The organism is Vagococcus xieshaowenii (assembly GCF_004792515.1).
GTDB classification, from domain to species: Bacteria; Bacillota; Bacilli; order Lactobacillales; family Vagococcaceae; genus Vagococcus_A; species Vagococcus_A xieshaowenii.
This window is the reverse complement of the sequence record NZ_CP038865.1, coordinates 1,637,196-1,657,165: the sequence shown is the minus strand read 5'-3', so window position 1 is coordinate 1,657,165 and position 19,970 is coordinate 1,637,196. Positions and strand designations below refer to the sequence as shown.

13 protein-coding genes and 1 pseudogene are annotated in these 19,970 nt (G+C 33.1%); 8 read left to right on the top strand and 6 right to left on the bottom strand.

Features of this window, described 5'->3' with window-relative positions; genetic code table 11:
• Window positions 1-89: 89 nt before the first annotated feature.
• The 3 genes and pseudogenes from E4Z98_RS08000 to E4Z98_RS07990 all read right to left on the bottom strand — a co-directional run.
• Window positions 90-1,385: pseudogene (locus E4Z98_RS08000) on the bottom strand (ISL3 family transposase); the annotation flags it as partial.
• 167 nt (window positions 1,386-1,552) lie between these two features.
• Entirely contained in the window at window positions 1,553-3,526 is a 1,974-nt protein-coding gene (locus tag E4Z98_RS07995; protein ID WP_135961188.1) for a DUF6270 domain-containing protein, read from the bottom strand.
• A gap of 300 nt (window positions 3,527-3,826) precedes the next feature.
• Window positions 3,827-6,334, bottom strand: coding sequence for a glycosyltransferase (locus E4Z98_RS07990; protein WP_135253414.1), 2,508 nt, complete (start codon window positions 6,332-6,334; stop codon window positions 3,827-3,829).
• Between the two features lie 271 nt (window positions 6,335-6,605).
• Here E4Z98_RS07990 and E4Z98_RS07985 point away from each other — a divergent pair, with 271 nt between their 5' ends.
• The 4 genes from E4Z98_RS07985 to E4Z98_RS07970 all read left to right on the top strand — a co-directional run bounded on the left by E4Z98_RS07985 (window position 6,606) and on the right by E4Z98_RS07970 (window position 10,981).
• Window positions 6,606-6,998 (top strand): GtrA family protein, encoded by a 393-nt coding sequence (locus E4Z98_RS07985; RefSeq protein WP_135253415.1) that lies wholly within the window; start codon window positions 6,606-6,608, stop codon window positions 6,996-6,998.
• Between the two features lie 48 nt (window positions 6,999-7,046).
• The gene (locus E4Z98_RS07980) at window positions 7,047-7,967 is read left to right on the top strand and encodes a glycosyltransferase family 2 protein (RefSeq protein WP_135253416.1); all 921 of its coding nucleotides are present in this window, start codon (window positions 7,047-7,049) and stop codon (window positions 7,965-7,967) included.
• Between the two features lie 86 nt (window positions 7,968-8,053).
• On the top strand, window positions 8,054-9,283 hold the full coding sequence (locus tag E4Z98_RS07975) for a DUF2304 domain-containing protein (protein ID WP_135253417.1): 1,230 nt from the start codon (window positions 8,054-8,056) through the stop codon (window positions 9,281-9,283).
• 153 nt (window positions 9,284-9,436) lie between these two features.
• A complete protein-coding gene (locus E4Z98_RS07970) occupies window positions 9,437-10,981 on the top strand; it encodes a glycosyltransferase family 39 protein (protein ID WP_135961187.1) in 1,545 nt (514 codons plus the stop codon).
• Between the two features lie 75 nt (window positions 10,982-11,056).
• Here the strand turns inward: E4Z98_RS07970 and E4Z98_RS07965 are convergent, their stop codons facing one another.
• The gene (locus E4Z98_RS07965; RefSeq protein ID WP_135253419.1) at window positions 11,057-13,294 is read right to left on the bottom strand and encodes a DUF5776 domain-containing protein; all 2,238 of its coding nucleotides are present in this window, start codon (window positions 13,292-13,294) and stop codon (window positions 11,057-11,059) included.
• Between the two features lie 172 nt (window positions 13,295-13,466).
• Complete coding sequence (locus E4Z98_RS07960; RefSeq protein ID WP_135253420.1) at window positions 13,467-14,183, bottom strand: histidine phosphatase family protein; 717 nt, start codon at window positions 14,181-14,183, stop codon at window positions 13,467-13,469.
• Between the two features lie 235 nt (window positions 14,184-14,418).
• Here E4Z98_RS07960 and E4Z98_RS07955 point away from each other — a divergent pair, with 235 nt between their 5' ends.
• The 3 genes from E4Z98_RS07955 (at window position 14,419) to E4Z98_RS07945 (ending at window position 17,550) form a co-directional block, all read left to right on the top strand.
• Window positions 14,419-15,156 (top strand): YveK family protein, encoded by a 738-nt coding sequence (locus tag E4Z98_RS07955; protein WP_135253421.1) that lies wholly within the window; start codon window positions 14,419-14,421, stop codon window positions 15,154-15,156.
• A 385-nt stretch (window positions 15,157-15,541) separates the two neighbouring features.
• Complete coding sequence (locus E4Z98_RS07950; protein WP_135253422.1) at window positions 15,542-16,591, top strand: IS30 family transposase; 1,050 nt, start codon at window positions 15,542-15,544, stop codon at window positions 16,589-16,591.
• Window positions 16,592-16,788: 197 nt separating this feature from the next.
• The gene (locus E4Z98_RS07945) at window positions 16,789-17,550 is read left to right on the top strand and encodes a tyrosine-protein phosphatase (RefSeq protein WP_135253423.1); all 762 of its coding nucleotides are present in this window, start codon (window positions 16,789-16,791) and stop codon (window positions 17,548-17,550) included.
• A gap of 82 nt (window positions 17,551-17,632) precedes the next feature.
• Here the strand turns inward: E4Z98_RS07945 and E4Z98_RS07940 are convergent, their stop codons facing one another.
• Window positions 17,633-18,592, bottom strand: coding sequence for an IS30 family transposase (locus E4Z98_RS07940; RefSeq protein WP_135961186.1), 960 nt, complete (start codon window positions 18,590-18,592; stop codon window positions 17,633-17,635).
• A 309-nt stretch (window positions 18,593-18,901) separates the two neighbouring features.
• Between E4Z98_RS07940 and E4Z98_RS07935 the strand changes: the two genes are divergently transcribed.
• The gene (locus E4Z98_RS07935; protein WP_241856682.1) at window positions 18,902-19,876 is read left to right on the top strand and encodes an LCP family glycopolymer transferase; all 975 of its coding nucleotides are present in this window, start codon (window positions 18,902-18,904) and stop codon (window positions 19,874-19,876) included.
• Window positions 19,877-19,970 lie beyond the last annotated feature (94 nt).

Genomic DNA, 19,970 nt, shown 5'->3' with positions numbered 1-19,970 from the left:
TGTCAAATTGGACTGATGAGTAATATTAGCCAACCATGAAATTGGGGAAAACATTCTCTGATTTCATGGTTTTTTGTTATTTTATGATTAACTTCTATCAAACCTTCGGTTAAAAAGATTCTAATCCTCATATTGCTGAAAGATTTGAATCCATAAGAAACTCGTTTTAATGTTTTGATGTGTGTATTCTTTGCTTCAATCTTCCCATTTGAATAGGGATGTATTAAAGCATTGGTAATTCCTTCTTGATGACGTATTAGGTTTTGTACTTGTCCTTTAAACTCTTCATCTAATTCTTCTGGTAAAGTATTCAATAATTCAAAGAATCGTTCATATTCTTTTCTTCTAAATGAATCTAATAAATCATGGAAGTAGCCATAGGCTAATTTTAGAGGTTCGGAAAAATCTAATAACCGATCAATCATCATCTGTTCGGTCAAATAAGGATACTTATTTGACCGAAAGCTCGGCCATCTTTTGTATTCAGAGATATTAATGTCTAATCTATTTTTAAGTAGGAAGCGCCAATTTTTCTTAAGTTTACTTGCTTCTACTTTATGTCCCGATGCCTTGAGTTTTTTCATTTCCCGTACTCTGAAACTATTAAAGGCTTCATTCAAATGTTTAACAATATGAAAACGATCAATGATTAATTCAGCATTTGGAAAGATATCCTTCACTAATTGGAAATAAGCTGCATTCATATCTGTCACAAGGTATTTTACTTTAAAACGTTCTTCATCTGGATAACCATTAAAGTGAGGCATGAGATAATTTAATCGTCTACTTTCCAATATTTCTACTAATCGCCCTGAATTGCCATCAGCACAAATAAAACTCATAGAGTCTTCTGAAGCAGTATGCGAACGAAATTCATCCACCATTAAAACCTCTGGCAACCAACGGTTTTCTTCCTTAGGAAGGTATGTTTCTAAAGATCTTAATACCTGAATCACTTTACTAATTGAAACACTACATAATTTAGCAATTAATTTAAGAGAAATTCTTTCAGCTATTAATTCAATGATTTTAGCTTCAATTATCCTTGAAATATTATGGGAAGGTTGAACTAAATCAATTTGCGAAGTCCAGTGCGTATTGCAATTGTAACAACGATAGCGCTGTTTAGATAACTTCATAGAGACAATCCCAGTGTTCTCATGTGTCAATAGGACATCTACCTTCTTAGAACCATTCTTAACAATAATGTACTTTCCGGTGTTGTTTCGAGGCGAAGAACCACATTTGGGGCAAACTATGGCTTTAGGTTTATAGCTAGCTTGTATAATTTTCGCAGGCTTATTACGGTAAGTTCCTTCGGAAACACTAGAAATTATTAAATTAGGGTCTTCAATTCCATAAATTTTTTTGATATCATTAGTCATAGCATATCGCTCCTTTTGTTTATTTTGTGTCGTAACTTAATATTAACAAAAGGCGATATGTTTTTTTTAGATTAAATACAAAAATAGGGCTGAAGAAGGAATAAACCTTCATCAGTCCTATTTATTATAGAGCCGTTTATCTTATATATATTGAGAATATATGGGACTTACTCAGTTATTTTTTTTAATTGCTTTATGAATGTTTTGTAGTATTCTGATTGGTAATGATTTGTACTTAATTTATCTGGATGATTTATATCTCCAATAAACCCTAGACTATTGAGATCAATCCGTTTGATTTTAGGGTAATTTATATAGAGATATTCTTCCATTATCTCTATATGAAAATCAGCTAGTTTAGCGACTTCGATCGAATTCCCATATAATAAATGATTAATAGGTTTTATAGTTCCTTCGTCTGAATAAGTGTAAGTTCGTCTAATTGAGTTTAAGATAATTTTGTCTTCAGAAAAATTCGCTAATATTTTTTTCATGAAACGATCTATTGACTCATACCAAAGAGATAGGTATGAGTCAATATCTTCATGAGTTAAAAAATTCATATTAGGATAGTTTCCAAAAAATGAAGATAACTGTTCTTTAAAAAAATAAGAAGCAGTGTAATAAGAACCATCAATTTCCATTAATGACAAGGCACTATCTGCATATAAATCAAATAAAAAATAGTCAGCATTGCTATTTTTTAACTCGCTAAAGAAAGATTTCTCGAAATCAGTTGCAACATAATTTTTGTGGATAGGATGTATATTTTCAGATAGCAATAATTGCTTTATACTATCTACGTGTTCTAGTTGATTAGATGACATTAGACTAATGATTGAGCTGTGAAATTGAGTATATACTACCTCAAAATATTTTTTGTAGTCTGGATTAAAATATTTTGAGGTAGAAAAAGCTAATCTTGAGTAACATGATCCTAAAATAGCTACTCTTTTTGGTACTATCTGTTCATTATTAGGACTTGAATTATTTTCTATCATCTGTGTTGTACCAGTCAAGTTCTTTTTTTTATTTAAATGAGCAGCTAAATAAGATAATTTTGTGTTAAAAAATTTACCAGATAAATATTCTGAATTTATTTTAGGTAAACTTTCGGTAAAAGAATCAGATAGTATTATCCTAACATTATGTTTAATATTGCTATTGTTATCAACTATAGTACAATAAAAATCGATTAGCTGTGGTTCATGAACTAATTGCTTGCTGATATCATTCAAATTTATTTTGAATGATGAAGCGGATAGTTTTTTTAAATAATTTTTTTGTAAATGATTTTCATTATAGAACATAGAACGATTACAAAAATAAACTTTATCGATTGGTGTAGTTTCATCAAAGAAGAAAGTCAAGTCAACATTCGTAACATTAATGTTTTCCAGTAAAATGTAACTATCCGCCATTTTTTCTTTAGCAACCAATAAGGAATGCTTGTTTACAGATACTTCCATTTTTTCTTTGGTATTCTCAATCCGCTTATAATAGCTTTTTATAGGTAACCGAATGTAAATGTTGTCATACTTAGTATAAAAGTCATATTGAAATGTTTCTTTTTCAGATTCATTTTGTTTGTGAACCACTGGAGCTATCCATTGTTGGTGTACGACTTCTATAGGAATTAGCTCTGAAATAGGCGGTTCACCTAACCTATAATACAGTGATTGATAAATAGGAATCTGTCTTCGATACACATAGATTGGTAATGAGGCTAACTCATTAGGAATATTAATTATTAACGGATCGGTTGTTTCTTCTAAGTCTTCTATATCTAAATATATTTTTCCAGGATATATTTCCATACGGGTAGTTTGATAGCAAACAAATTGTAATTTTATCAAACCATCATACAGATAACTAATATGTCTTTCCTCAATTTTTACAGGAAATCTTTGTCCATTTGGTAATTCCGCTTCAATATCGTATATTTTTCCGGGTATCCACAGGTCTTTGATTCTATCGAACCTGATTTTTATAGAATTAGATGGGAATGCAAAGTTTAAATATTTTTTTTTGATAAGACCTGTTAAAAATTCATCTAGAATGTTTCTTTCGTTAATAATTAGCTTGCTCATTTTTTGTTCAAAAATAAATTCAATATTGTCTTCTGAAATAGTGATAGACATGGGAATTGCGCACATTATGTTCATCTCTTTTCTTAATTGGATTTCATATATATTTATGGTTACTCATGTGATTAATTTAATTAACTTTAAAAATAGTAGGATATTAGTTAATAAATTTTATATAAGTATATCATGTAGAATTATACCACAGGTATTTTGATAACGGATAATGATAAACAAGTGATTTCTTTTTAAATGACAAAAAGGTGAAGAAATAGATCTTCACCTAATGAATAAAATAAACTAATTTATATTAACGATTATTATAATGAGTAAGCGGTGTTGGCAGATATATTATGATTAATTATTTACTAGGCTTTCAAATTTATCCATAATAGCTTGATTATACTGTTTATAATCAAATGCAGCTTTAGGTACTTGACCATTTATATAAGCATTGAATCCTGTAACCATTCCGTCCATATCACAAGAGACTAGTAAACCATTTTTTCCAGAATCGATAACAGATTGAATACCAGGTACGTTAGTACCTATAACAGGTAGTCCAGTAATCATGGCTTCTAGTATGAATAACCCTTGTCCTTCATATTGTGAGAATAATACAGCAGCATCACATTGACTAATTAAATAATGTGGGGCATCCAAATGCCCATATAGATAAACATTATTTTCTAAACCTTCGGATAAAATAGTATGACGTATGTCTTCCATTATAGGTCCGCTTCCCAATAAGTGTAATTTAATATTAGGCGTGTGTTTAGCTACTTGTTTGAACGCTTTAATCATCATGATATGATTTTTTTCTGGTGACATACGGGCTGCTGAGACAAAATGAATAGATTCTTTATCTAAAGTGTTCACCATTGTCATCTGACTTACCGTATTAGAAGTAGTTTTTTTAGAAACAATCAGTCCATCTCCATGGTAAACAAGGTTTAATTGCTCTCCTTCCTCGATATTATCGACAATATCATCACCATTAACAAGATTTTCTAAAGTTTTCATATTCGATGTATTTGCTTTTGGAGAATAACGTTTAATTGCTTGTTGATTTTCTTTAGCTGCAGAATCTGAGACTGAGACGACTTCATCAAAATAATTATACATACTGAAAATTATTTTTAAATTCCAACGGTGAGTGTAGCGATTATTGACCATTTTATTATACTCTTCTTCCACTAGAGTATGATAAAATAAGATTTTTTTCTTAGCAGGTGAAAATCCAATTAATGCGTTCATTACCTTATTGTATCCACCAAAATCGATGATAACATCAGGAATAAAATTACCCATAGCACGTCGAAAATCAGTTTGATAATATTCTGAAACCTCATCAATTTTAACATTTTTACCATAAGCTCCTTGGCGTAAGAAAAGATCTTTTGCAACATTGGCTTTGAATGAAAATGGTACACGTCCGAATTTATAAATTACTTTTACACGTTTATCTAATCTGGCTAAATTTGTTTGTTTTTCAGCATAACGTGCAATATTATCAAAGTCAAAAATAATTACTTCATATTTATCGTAGTCAATTTGCTTTGTTAAATTAATCAAAGATGTAGTAATACCGTTATTGAAGAGTCCTCCTGTATAGAAGGCCAAAGTTTTTTTGTTATTTTTGAATGAAACAGACTCATAATTTTCGTTTTTGTTAAAGACGATATCAATGATACGTTTAGCAGATTGACCATCATCAAAAGAACAAAATTCTTTCATATAGTATTCACGATTTAGATGAGACTGAGCCATATACTCAGCTTCAGGCTGAGTAACACCTTGTAATAAGTCATCAAATTCATAATAGACATTTCCAGGTAAGTTCTCAACATCAAGATACAGTCCTCGAACATTCTTATATTCTTCTAAATCAGGCATATAAAAATAGACAGGTTTATTGTTAGGTAAATAGTCGAAAAAGATTGAAGAGTAGTCTGTAATCAAGCCGTCAACTAAGCCTAAGTATTCATTGGTATCTACCCAGTCAGGTACAATAGCGTCTGAGAATCCAAGTTTAACAAAAGCTTCAAAAATAAAGTAATGAGACTTCAGTAACACCTTAGTATCATCACCTAATGTCGTTTGTAACTGATCAATTTGAGAAATTAATTCTTTAATGTCATCTTCAGTAGTATCTTTAGCTTCCTTTTTCCAAGTAGGTGCGTAAAGCAAAATCTTCTTATCTTTAGGTAGATCATAACGTTTTAGTAATGTTTCACGATTTAAGAAGTTTCGATCAACACGAGGATTACCTGTAATAAAAACTTTTGCTGGTAATATACCATTACAATCATGAGCTGTAATTAATTTTTCTGCAGTGAAATGATTTGGCATCATTAAATAATCAGTAGATAAAATATTGCGCTGAATATTTTTATGATTGGTTATACCAGCATTTATAATGTCTTTTCCTAAAGTTTTTAAAGGTGTTCCGTGCCATGTGTTGATATAAATTTGATCGGACCTTTTAACAAAATAAGGCATGAAAGAAGTGTCATTAAAAAGATACTTGGCTGTAGCTAACAATTGGAAATATTCTTTACTTTCGTATTTAACTAAGTGAGTATTTTTATCAGTAGCAATTTCTAATGTTAATGGGTTTTTAGTAATATAGACCCAATATTTTTGTATGTCAGGTTTTTCTTTACAAAGCTGTTGGTAAATAGCATAGATATTACCAGTAGTCGTAACGGCATGATAGCTTTCAAATAGCGCACAATTATCTACTATTTTATTATGATTCAAGGCTTTATAGTAATTGCCTAATTCACGTGTGCGCTTATTACGCCAACCGTTTACATGTGATTTTCCAAAAGCTATTATCTCTTTGGCACTCTCTTTGTTCATTATATTATCTCTCCTATGAAATGTAATCTAATCATTACCATGATACTATAAATAGATTGATTCATAAAGAATTATATAAGAATGCTCGTGATATACAACATTAGGAAGAACAGATGAATTAACTAGTTTGGTCCTAATATCTAAAAATAGAAATAAAACTACTCTAAAACAATACATTTTAATTCATTTCAATGTATAGTAAAATTTAAGGTAGTTGGTTAAGTAGTATGGTTTTAATGAAGACTGAGTATATGGGAAGGATGTAAGGTAGTTGATTAAAAAGTTGTGGGCTATAGAAGCTATTCGGTATATTGTGATTGGAGCAATGACCACTGGTGTGAATTTTGTGAGTTATTTTGCTAGTAGAGAGATACTAGGAATTAATATGACTTTATCAATCTTAATTTCATGGGTTTTGTCAGTTCTTTTTGCTTTTTTTACGAATAAATATTTTGTTTTTAATAGTACAAAAGTTAGTAAAGAAAGCTTTATAAGAGAAATTATATTGTTTTTTAGTGCCCGTGTTAGTTCGCTAGGGTTAGAATATTTATTGATGTTTTTATTTGTGAGTCAACTTGGAATGGTGGAACTGTTGGCGAAGATATTGACTCAATTTGGCATTTTGTTAGCCAATTATTTCTTTAGTAAATGGATCTTCAAATAGGACGGAATCTTCCCTTAATTTTGGGTAGTTGTTAAGGAGTGTAGAGAAATGAAATTATCAGTGATTGTTCCATGTTATAACGAAGAAAAAACGGTACCATTGTTTATTAAAGCAATGTCGGAAGTTGAGTTAAAACTACCATTAGAATTCGAATACATCTTTATTAACGATGGGTCAAAAGATCAGACATTGAATATATTAAGAGAAGCTCATGAAAAAAACGCACGCATTCACTATCTATCTTTTTCCCGTAATTTTGGTAAAGAAAGTGCGTTGTATGCAGGGCTGCAAAGGGCAACAGGAGATTATGTGACAGTGATGGATGCCGATTTACAAGATCCCCCCCAGTTATTAATTGAGATGTATCGAAAAATTCAAGATTCAGAAATCGATTGCGTTGGTACAAGAAGAGTCAATCGTAAAGGTGAGCCACCGATTAGAAGTGCCTTTGCGAAATTGTTCTATAAAATCATCAATAAAATCGGTCAAGTTGAGATGGTCGATGGCGCACGTGATTTTCGTTTAATGACTCGACAAATGGTTGATGCTATATTGGAGTTGACGGAATATAATCGCTTCACCAAAGGATTATTTGTTTGGGTAGGTTTTAATACTGTATATATAGAATACGAAAACGTTGAAAGAATAGCCGGAGAAACAAGTTGGAATTTCTGGGGATTATTAAGTTATTCAATAGATGGTATTATCAATTTTTCTGATGTCCCACTTAAAATTGCTACCTTGCTAGGTGGCGTTTCATGTCTAGTAGCTATTATCTCGCTATTTTTTATTGTTATCCGCACCTTGATTTGTGGCGATCCTGTAGCCGGATGGCCATCAATGATTAGTATCATGCTACTATTAGGCGGGATTCAATTGTCATGTCTTGGTATAATAGGTAAATATATCGGTAAAATATTCTTAGAGACAAAAAAACGCCCTGTATATGTCATAAAAGAAGAGGCTTAAATGAAACTATAAAGCTATTAACTTCTATTGTTATTATTTAGATACTAGGTTATTATTTATCGTAGGTTAAAAAAGGAGTGGATAGAATGTTAAGATTAAGGTTTATGATGCTGTTGGTTTTAGGGGTTTTTCTGATTACTGCAAGTGCTATTTATTTGTTAAATGGTCGCAAATTGAAAGATAACAAAAAATATGTCTTATTTTGGTCATTTATAGGAATCATCGGTCTATTGTCAGTTTATTTCCCGGCAAAAGAATATATCGGTTTTAAGTATTTAGCCAAATCCTTGGATGAGGCGGGTACAACAGTTATCATCGACGGGGAAAAAGTTGAAACAATAGCCAACGCACAGCAACCACTTATTTTACCAACGGCTTATCAGACGATTGAAGTGACTCATCCATCAGTGGTGAATTTTCCTAAAGATTGGTCGGGGTATAAATATTGGATGGCCGTGACCCCGTATCCAGAAGGCGATGCTGGCAAAGAAAACCCACATATTTTTGCTAGTCACGATATGATTGCCTGGGATGTGCCGTTTGGTGATGAAGGGATGAATCCATTAGATGATATTAAAAATTCACCACTGAATGAAAGCAATAGCCCGTTAAAATATAATTCAGACACGCATTTATTATTTAATAAAGAAAAAAATCGTCTTGAAATGTTTTGGCGTTATGTTGATGATGTGGAGAAAATGGTTTATATCTATCAGATGAACAGTGAAGATGGTCGTGAATGGTCGGATAAAGAATTAGTGTACACCTGTAACCGTGGCAAAGGTGAGGATTGGTTATCACCGGCTTTTACTAAGGACGAAAATGGCTATCAAGTATGGTATGTTGGTTATGACTATTTGATTCATCATCGTACAAGTAAAGACGGTAAAAATTGGTCAAAAGCAGATACAGTCGATGTTCCATATGAGAAAGAAAATATGCACAGTTGGCATTTAGACGTTCAAGAGATTGATGGGCATCAAGAGATGTTAGTAGTTGGTTTTGAAAAAGAACCTGGTGAAAAAGTCTCATGGAGCGATCGCCATCAAATGAATCTTTATTATGCTAGTAATCAAGAGGGAAAATGGTCGCAACTAAAACCAATCATTTATCCATCACAAGTTCATGCAAAATGGGATGGAAAAGGTCTCTATCGTAGTTGTATGATTAAAGAAGATGGCAATTATTATGTGTTCTATAGTGGAATAGGCGATACAGATACGCGAGCAATTGGCCTAAGCTATGGAAGTGACATCTTTAACTTAAAAGGAATTAGTTATTACGATTATGCGGATTTTGCTTCTAAAAAACAGTAAATTAGTTATAAGTCAAATAGCCATGAAATAGTTGCTTAGTCAATTGTTTCATGGTTATTTAATTATTATCATTCATACAACACATATTCTTATAAATAATATAACAAATTTGTTATGATTAAGTGAGAAGTGTTCGTGTGAAGGAGGAGTAATGTGTCAAGAGTATTAAGGAATAAATCTATAGGCTTAAATAACGACAAATGTCCCATCGTTATGATAGTAATCTGGTCGGTGTTTGTGCTCTTTTTTCAGAGTAAAAATTCACCTTTGTATGTGTTAAATGACTGGGTAGATTTGAATGTCTTTTTGACAATTGGAAAGTCATGGGCCAATGGACTGATTCCGTACAGGGATTTATTTGAGCAGAAGGGGCCTACGTTATTTTTTGTTTTCTATTTGATTTCCAAAATAAAGGCCAGTTATGTGATGATATATTTAGTGGAAGTAGTATTTTTTTCTTTTAGCTTATTTTTTCTATATAAGATAGCCAGATTTTATTACGAAAAATTAGCAAGTTTATTTTTTGTCTTTTTATGTAGTGTAATACTAACACTTACCCCATACTTTGATCGAGGGGGTAGTGCAGAAGAGCTTGCTTACCCATTTATCATCTATAGTATATATCTATTGTTTGTCTTTTATCATGAAGAGTTTGTCAGTGATAGTCAGTGGTTAAAGCTAGGGTTATCTTTTGCATGGGTCTTTTGGAGCAAATATACATTAATTGGCGTCTTTATAGCGGTTATTATTGGAATTGTGATTGATTTAATGCTACAAAAAAATTACCGAAGAATGATAGAAGTAATCCTCTATACATCGCTAGGTTTTATACTTCTAACTAGTATTGTAGTAGTTTATTTTTACTTTCAAGGTGCGATAAAGTCGCTGTACTTTGCGTATTTTTATTCCAATATAAAATTGTACCCCAATGACAATGGTGGAACAATTATTGGGAAGATAGTGAATGCGTTTATTATTTTCTTTAATCAATTGAAAAAAAATGAGATTGTATTCATGACGATGATAATCGGTAGTTATCAACTTGTGATGAATCATCATATTTTTAAAAATAAGGGCTTAATGTTAAATTACTTTTTTGCGTTAAGTAGTATGATTGTGACCACTTTTTTTGGAGGTAAAAGTTACGATTATTATTTGCTAAGTATATTACCGATAATGTGTGTGGCCTTATTGCCATTAATAAAAAATTTCAATCAAACACAGTTTACTAATTTTCATTTGATGATATCAGCATTGTTGACGCTTTTGATGATTATTGGCATTAATGGACGACTAACCGAGTCCAAATTATTTCCTAATAACCAGACGATTTCCCTCGATGGTCGTTCAACAAAACCTGCTCAACAAATTTTTTCAGAAATCATTAATAAAGAAAAAAATCCTACCTTACTGAATTATGGCAGTATAGATATGGGGCTGTATCAAGCAGCCGATATATTACCTAGTAATTATTACTTTCAACGTGTTAACATTTCAAATGAAAAGATGCCACAAATAATGAATGAGCAAAAGCAAGTAGTCGAGGAACAAAAAGTAATGTTTGTTGTGATAAGACTACCCAAAAAACACAAAAAAGAGGATATACCTGAGATTATCCGCAATAATTATCAACTGGTAAAAAAAACACGATCAATTTTTTGTCAAACCGTGGAGTTATTATTTGTATCAATCAAATGACAGCTACCATAAATAAGTGCAAACAAATAGCCGATACAAAAGTAATCATTAACTTTTGTATCGGCTATTTGTTAGTTACCATTTAGTCGCCTCAGCGTTTAAATAGCCAATCCATTTATTGTTTTTGTCATAAAGTGTTAAATATTTTTTCCCGTTTCCTAGGATGTAATATCCTTTGGCTTTGTATGTTTTGTTTAGGATACTTGAGGTGTTTTTAATTTTTTTACTGCTAAAAAAGAAATCAGTGTAAGTAGCATAATTTTTCTTGGTGATTTTTACGTTTTTATTCCAACTGACATATTTGACCTGGGACATGTTTTTGCTGTTCATGTAACCTGCCCACGTGCCATTCTTTTTGTATAAGGAGTAAATGATTTGGCCGTTATCTATGTTATATCGGCCTTTGACGTTGAAGACTGTTCCTATTGAGCTGGTGGCTTTTTTGTTTGTTTGCGTGATCTTGTGCCACAGAGTGACATTTTTTGTTGAAATACTGTATTTTTCGTTCATCGCGGTGTACGTGAATTTTCGTACGCGGGCTTTTTCAGCGGATAGATAGTAACCATTCTTCAACTTTAGGACGGGAAGCCCGTTGCTTGCGTAGGTGACACTAGTTACATCAAGTGTCGTACCAACTTGATACGTCCCAACGCGAGTATTCTTAGTGAAAGTTGACGAGCGATAGTAGTCGGTACTTTTTAATGCGACGACTTTTTTAGGTGATGATAGGTAATAGTTAGTTAAATTACTCAACGTTGCGGCACTATTTAAATAGCCTTGCCATTTATTTTTTTTATCATAAAGTGTTAAGTATTTTTTTCCGTCCCCTAATATGTAGTAACCTTTGGCTGTATACTGAGTGCCAATCAGGGTTTTCGTATTCTTGATTTTCTTCCCGCTAAAGAAGAAGTCGGTATAGGACGAATAATTGGCTTTATTGATAATCACTGGTTTGTTCCAACTGACATATTTCACTGGTATCATGTCTTTACTATTCATATAGCCAGCCCAACTGCCGTTTTTATTATAAAGCGTATAAATCACTGCGCCGTTTTCTAATGTATATTTACCTCGAACTTCGTAGACTTTACCAAGCGTACTAGCAGCTTTCTTAGTCATTAAGGTAATATTTTTATAGAGTGCAGGGTTGCTTTTTGACACACTATACTGCGTGGGTTTCATTGAAGCATAAGTGAATTTTTGCATTAACGCTCTTTCTGCCGATACATAGTAACCATTTTTTAGTTTGAACACGGGTACTTTCTTCTTATCATAAACAATTTTATCAATAGTTAGCTGGGTTGCTAGAGCGTAGGTACCAACTTGTGTGCTTTTAGAAAAATCAGCTGAACGATAATAAGGGGTAGCTTTTAAGTTAACGACCTTACCAGGTGACTTCGTCCAATATTTTGTTAAATCAATGGTGTTACTTTCTTTTAAATCCATTCTTAAAGCAAAACTAGGCGGCCACTCTTTCCACCAAATAGGGGAGATATTGACTTTCTCATTAGGATTTGGAGCATGGATATATTGACTGTTACCGATATAAATCGCAACGTGATACGTGCTCTTACCACCATCTGAAGACCAAAAAATTAAATCCCCCGGTTTGGCATTAGCCACCGCTATACGTGTGCCCGAGGTTTGTTGTGTGCCAGTATAGGTTCCAATATTACGTTTCAAGACGTCCATAAAGACGCGATACGTTAAGCCAGAACAATCAAAGGAATTCGGACCTAAGCGATTGACTTGTGAATAGCTTGCCCCTAGATACTTTTTCGCACGATCCACAATTTGTTTACGTTCACCAGTTAAATACGGCACGTTGCTAGTGTTGCTGTACGTCGTCAATCTAGGCTTACGTGACAGAGTCTCTAATGTCTTTTGGAAAGTCTTATACTCGTCAAAACTCATCGAATGACGACGATTATCTGTTAAGTACTGTTGGTACAACGCATCGTCTGGGTTGATACTCTCGCTAGACTTAGTTGCCTGGATTGTGCTGTCACTACTAGTAGCAGTTGTCAACGACTCACGAGTATTTGAGGTTGAGCTCACAGTGGTCGAACTATTTACTTCTTGAATATCACTCGTAAACTCAACGCTAGACTCGTTCGTTGCCGTCTCTTCAGTTGATGAAAAATTCTCAGTACTTGTACTACTAGTTACCAAAATAGCATCAAGAGACTCGCTAATGCTACTCGAATCAATGCTTATATTTGAAGATGAATCAGTCGTCTGTTCAGTCGCAATTGCTAGACCACTATTCACAAAGAAACTTCCTACTATTATCCCTAAAACAATTTTTTTCATACCAAACTCCTTATAAACGTTTAATGTCAAAATACCTAGTTATGTTCATCATAACAAAAACACCCAAAAAAATTGCATATAAAAAACTGGAAAACAAAAATTTTCCAGTATACATCCGTTTATTAAAGAGAGGGACTCTTTTTTAAGTTATTTAGTAGATTAAATCTTTAAACTATTCTTCTATTAATTGACGGCCAATCTCAACATAGCTGGTATCATTATAGGCTGCTAGATGAAACTGTTGCCCATCAAATTGTAAATGAGTAATTGAATTATTCATTGCCATATGATTGAAGTCGGCTGGTGTTTCGGTAAGTGCTTCAAGTGCGGCTTGAATACTTAATCCATGTGACACGACCAAGATATTGCGTTGATCATTTTCCAAAGCCTTCGCCCCAATCTTATAGAAGCTTTGGCTCAAACGTTTGGTAAACATATCATAATTTTCTGATGGCCAGGTGTTCGCGTGAGAAGGACGTTGTTGTGCTTCATGATAAGCCATGGCATCCACAAAAGTTGGCATATCCATATTATTAATATCATCTTCTTTAGCTTCAGCTAATAGAACTTCCCATAGGTCGTCATTCGAACGACCTTCAAAAGAACCAAAACACAATTCTCGCAAACCTTTTTCTGTGGTTAAGGACCAATTAACGGTCGCTATGTTTTCACTCATGACATGCTGAGCCGTTTGCATTGCGCGCCCACTGTCACTACTATAGACCGCATCGAACGCCACTTCTTTTAATCCCATGCCAGCATATTCGCTCGCGCGCTCCCCGTCAGGTGTTAAAGGAGAATCCGCCCACCCTTGGACGCTATTGGATGTATTTAACATCGTAACACCATGACGCATTAAGTATATATTGATTAACTGATTATTTGCCAACTAATTTCCTCTTTTCTGAAAGTTTCTACTATTATATATATTATAACTAAATGAATAAGCTTATTAAATAATTAAGTATATTAAATTAAAAAAATAAAGAAATTATTTATTAAAACGTTATCATAATTGTTTATTAGAATAAAATGATAGAAAAGTGAATAAATATAAGATATAATCTTAAAATAACAGGTGTTTCTTAACTCTTGTTAAGTTAAGTTGAAAGGAGTTGTTATGTATGGAACAAACCATTAGTATAGAAGAACTTATTAAAATAATTAAAAATAGATGGCTATTGATTCTTAGTTTAGGAATTATTGGATGTGGAATAGCAGCATTGGTTACGCAGTTTCTGATGGATGAGAAGTATAGTTCATCTGCACAAATGATTGCTGATTTACCTGAGTTGAGTAAAGATCAGGATGATACGGATTTAGAAGATGTGAACTTTAACTTACAAATGATTAATACGTATAAAGATATTATTAGTTCAGAAAAATTATTAGAAGAAGTACGTCTAGAATTAAAACAATCTTATGGTATAAATAAATCAATCGAAAGCATCCGTTCACAATCAGAAGTTGTCCAGAATACGAATTCTCAGATGTTTGCAATTAAAGTAACGGCGAATAGTCCAGAAGAAGCGCAAACAATAGCAAATGTTCAATCAAAAGAATTTATTGAAACATCACAAGCAGTGCCTGCAATTAATAATGTGAGTATCTTTTCTGAAGCAACGCTAAAAAAAGCACCCGTAGGCCCTAATCTGAAACTAAATATACTAATTGGCACAATGCTTGGGCTATTAATGGGCCTAGGAATAACATTCTTGCTAGAATTCATGGATAAAACAGCCTCTAGTGTTGATTTTATTGAAGATCAGTTGAACTTACCTAATTTAGGTAGTGTGTATCAAATGACAGAGGAACAAGCGACTTATAACCCTTATCTATTAGAAAAGAAAATCGTAGTGTGACTTAGCTACGGACAGACCTTTTATAATTGGTATATACCGAATCATTTTTATATGGATTTTTTGTGAAAATAACAAGTATTTTTTGAGAATAATTGTGAAATGTTTTGGAATCGATAGAATAAAACCTATAAATTTAGTATATTAAAAGAGTTCGCGATTCTAAGTCTGATTAAAAATATTTGTCAAAGGATTAAGTGACAGATAATATAACAATGAAATATTTATTTCGTTAATTGACTTAGTATAGCTTGTTACTTTTTAATAAAAAAATAAATTTCGGCTAGTTGTAGAATCAAGTTAGCCACCCTAAGATAAATAAAAAACACCATGGTAAAAAATCATGTATCATTGAAGTACTCACTCAACAATGAAAGGAATTTTTACCATGGCTCAAATTAAGAGTAACACAAAAAAATCAACCTATAAACACCTTTCCTTCAAGGAAAGACAACTTATTGAATCCTGGCATAAGGATGGTAAATCAAATAGAGAAATTGGTAAACGGTTAGGTCGTCATCACCAAACGATTGCTAACGAGCTTAAACGTGGTACCACAACTCAAATTAAAGAAAATAGAAAAGTTAGACAACTCTATTTTGCTGATACAGGACAAGCCGTTTATATAAAAAACAGGAAGCGTTGTGGAGCTAAATCCAAATTAATAAGTGCCTTTGACTTTATTAATTATTCTTGTAAACAAATCATTGAATTTAATTGGTCACCAGATGCGATTGTTGGGTTTGTTAAATCCTTAGAGGATTTTGACAAACCTACAGTCTCCACTAAAACACTTTATAACTACATAGATAGTGGCATTCTACCAATAAGAAACCACCATCTTAAAATGAAGCTTAGGTTATCACCGAAGAAAAAGAAAAGCCATCAACATAAAAAAGAGCTAGGAAAATCAATTGATCTACGGCCAGCTTCGATTGATAGTAGACAATCTTTTGGTCATTGGGAAATAGATAGTGTTCTTGGAGCCAAAACAAAAGATGACAATGCTTTACTCACTCTCGTTGAAAGAAAAACACGCTACATGGTGACCGCTATTTTAGATGACCATACTGAAGAGTCTGTTTGCTATGCGTTAAAACAACTAGAAAAGCAGTTTGGTCATTTGTTTTCTCATGTGTTTAAATCAATCACCGCTGATAACGGAAGTGAATTTAGCTCATTACAAGACACCTTAAACCATGCGAGAGATATTTACTTTGCTCATCCGTATTCCTCATGGGAACGTGGAACAAATGAACGGCATAATGGATTACTTAGGAGATTTGTTCCGAAAGGAACACCGATATATAAGTATTCAAAACAATTTATTCAGCAAGCTACTGATAGTATCAATTTTTTACCACGTAAGTTGTTAAACTATCGACAACCAGTCATACTATTTTTAGAAGAATTGGAAAAAATTAAAACCAAAACCTGATAGTAAAAGAGGTTTTGGTTAAAATAACATTGATATTTAGATTTTTTTACCTAAGTGGCTAACTTAATATTGCAATTTAGAAAAAATAAATTTCAATGCCTATATTGAAATTTTAAGGAATAAGTAGTATCGTTTATCTATATAACGAATTATCAATAATAGAGACAGAAAAGTAAAAAATTAAATGAGGTGAGAAGATGATTGATTTGCATTGTCATATTCTTCCTGGTTTAGATGATGGCGCGCAGAATGTGGAGGATTCACTTGAAATGGCTAGAAAAGCTGTAGATAGTGGTATCACCCACATTTTGTGTACACCCCATCATAATGGGAAGTATCGCAACCATAAAGCAGCTATAATGGATGCGGTTGCAGATTTACAAGCGATTCTTGATGAAGAACAGATACCGTTGACGCTATTTGAAGGTCAAGAGGTACGGATTTCAGGAGAATTAATAGAGGAGTATGAAGCTGACTTATTATTAGGGACGGATGTTGCGGATCATTATTTATTAATTGAATTCCCAACACAAGATGTCCCCAAGTACACCGAGCAATTATTCTTTGAACTGTTGGCTAAAGGTATAACGCCTGTTATTGTTCATCCTGAACGAAATAGCGTCTTTATCGAGGATCCTAATAAGTTAATCCCATTTATTGAGATGGGTATCTTAACACAAATGACCGCGCCAAGTTATGTCGGCGTGTTCGGTAAAAAGATACAAAAGGTTTCTGAACAAATGTTAGCCCATAACTTGATCCATATGATGGCAAGTGACGCGCATAACTTAAAAACACGTAACTTCTACTTAGCAGAAGCTTACGCTAAGCTAAGAAAAGAATACGGCAAAGCCAAAGTCTATGAATTCGAGCAAGTAGCAAAAGCTTTGATTAACGGTGATAAGGTAGAAGTACCTGAGTATCAAGAGATAAAGAAAAAAAGGTTTGGTTTTTTTTAGAAAAAAATTAAATAAATCAGTGATTAATTTCCAAAATAATGCTTGTAAATATATTGAAGTTTCTTTTTTATTATATGATTTGTCAAATTAAGTTAGAATAAAATGCTTCTTGTACATAGCTCAAAAATATTTCGATAGGTGTTTTGTAATTCAATGATTTTCTTGGAATATGGTTGCGTTGATTGCTGATGCTTGAAATAAATATTTGATCGATTTCTCTAAAATCCATTGATTTTGGTAGTCCATTACGGCGTAGAATCCCGTTGGAATTCTCGTTTAATGGGCGTTGAGAAGGCGTTCCAGGGTCTGCAAAATAAATATCAATATCATGTTGATTACTGACAGCTTTCCAGTTAGAAAATTCTTTTCCACAGTCAAACGTAATGGATTTAAAGAAGTTTTTAGGAAAGCGAGAAAACCATTGGTTAAGGGCCGTTTCAATATATGATGCCTTACGGCCGTTGGGTTTAATCGTGATAATTACTTTAGATAATCTTTCAACTAACGTAATAACGGCACTTTTATGATGAACGCCAACAATCGTATCACCTTCAAGGTGACCAAACTCAGAATTGAAATCAGGATAATTATCAAGTCGAGCATGGATTGAACGCTTGAACTGTTGTTTTCCCCGTTTATCCTGATGGCCATTGGGTTTTCTTTTGCCTTTCATAGGTAAAGCCCCAACATCAAATATTGCTTTAGAAAATAAACGATAAAGTGTTCTCATACTGCATGAAATAGGGCTTTCTTGTCGCCCAATAATGACGTCAGGCGTCCAACCAAGAGCGACTTTCTCTTTAATATCATCTACTTCATGAGTAGGTAATTGAATGACTTTTCTACCACATTTTTTCTTGTTTTCTTTATATTGATGCCAATAATCAAGAACTGTCATGCCTTGCTTTAACTTATTAACCACATTATAAATAGTTTGTACAGCACGTCCCATTCGATTAGCAATTTCAACCGGTTTATTATCTTGAAGATAATAGGATTCTATCATTGTTAGTTCGTCTATGGTAAGATGTTTATAGGTCATTTATGGTTTACTCTCCTTTGTTTTCTTTCGTCGGAAATACAATTTGAGTGTACCATAAATGCCTTTTTATTTTTCTAGCTTAATTTTACAATTCGCGTTATAAAAAATATTAGTAATAAAATCTAAAAATGATGGGTTATAACTAATTAACTTTATGATACCACGTGAGTCAGAAGATTAATAGAATTCATATTATACGATGCATAATAAATTCCTTTTTTATAAATTAATTAAATTCCCCTATATTTATTGAATCTACATAAAAACTACGTTAAAGTAATTGTATTACAAATTATAGGAGTTGATACCATGTCTCGTTCTAGTAGACACAATCAACCGAGTGAGAAGATGAAGAAGGAGTCTTCATTCGGTAAGAAGTTATTAAAGACGATTATAGGAATATTAGTATTATTAATTTTAGCAGTAGCAGGTATGGCGGCTAAGGTGTATTTTGATGCGAAGGGGACGGCTTCTGATATTCATAAGCCGATTGATCGTGAAGTGTCAGAGTTGCGTGATAAGGCTGCGCAGACGAAGAAGGGTGATCCTATCTCGATTCTGTTGTTAGGGATTGATACGGGAGATTTAGGTCGTGTGGAGCAAGGGCGTTCGGATACGATGATGATTGCGACACTTAATCCTAATACGAAGAAGTCAACCTTAGTAAGTATTCCTCGTGATACGTACACAGCGATTATTGGCCATGATACAATTGATAAGTTGAACCATGCGTACGCGTTTGGTGGGGCAGAGATGTCAATGTTGTCAGTTGAGAATTTATTAGATATTCCGGTTGACCATTATGTGGCCGTGGATATGGGTGGATTGAAACAAGTCGTAGATATCGTGGGTGGTATTGATGTTGATAATGATATTGAATTCACACAGGATAACTATAGCTTCCCAATTGGTGTGAATCACATGAATGGGGAACAAACACTGGCGTACATTCGTATGCGTTATGATGATCCTAATGGGGACTATGGTCGTCAAAATCGTCAACGTAAGGTTGTTACAGCTATCTTGAAGCAAGCATTAAGCTTCAATACTTTAACGAACTACAATGATATCTTGAAGTTACTACAAAATAGTGTCGCAACGGATCTTACATGGGATCAATTATTAGATTTACAATCTAAGTATTCATCATCATTTGGCTCAATGACTTCTGATCAGTTACAAGGAACAGGGGATATGATTGGTGGCGTTTCTTACCAAATTATTGGTGATGATGAATTAGCGCGTGTAACAACGTTATTGAAAGAACAGTTAGAAGTGGAATAGTGATACTTAGAAGAGCGAGACGTTATGTCTAGCTCTTTTTATTTGGAGATAAAAAGAGAGCTGTGACAAAAATCTGTCACAGCTCCTTTTTTTG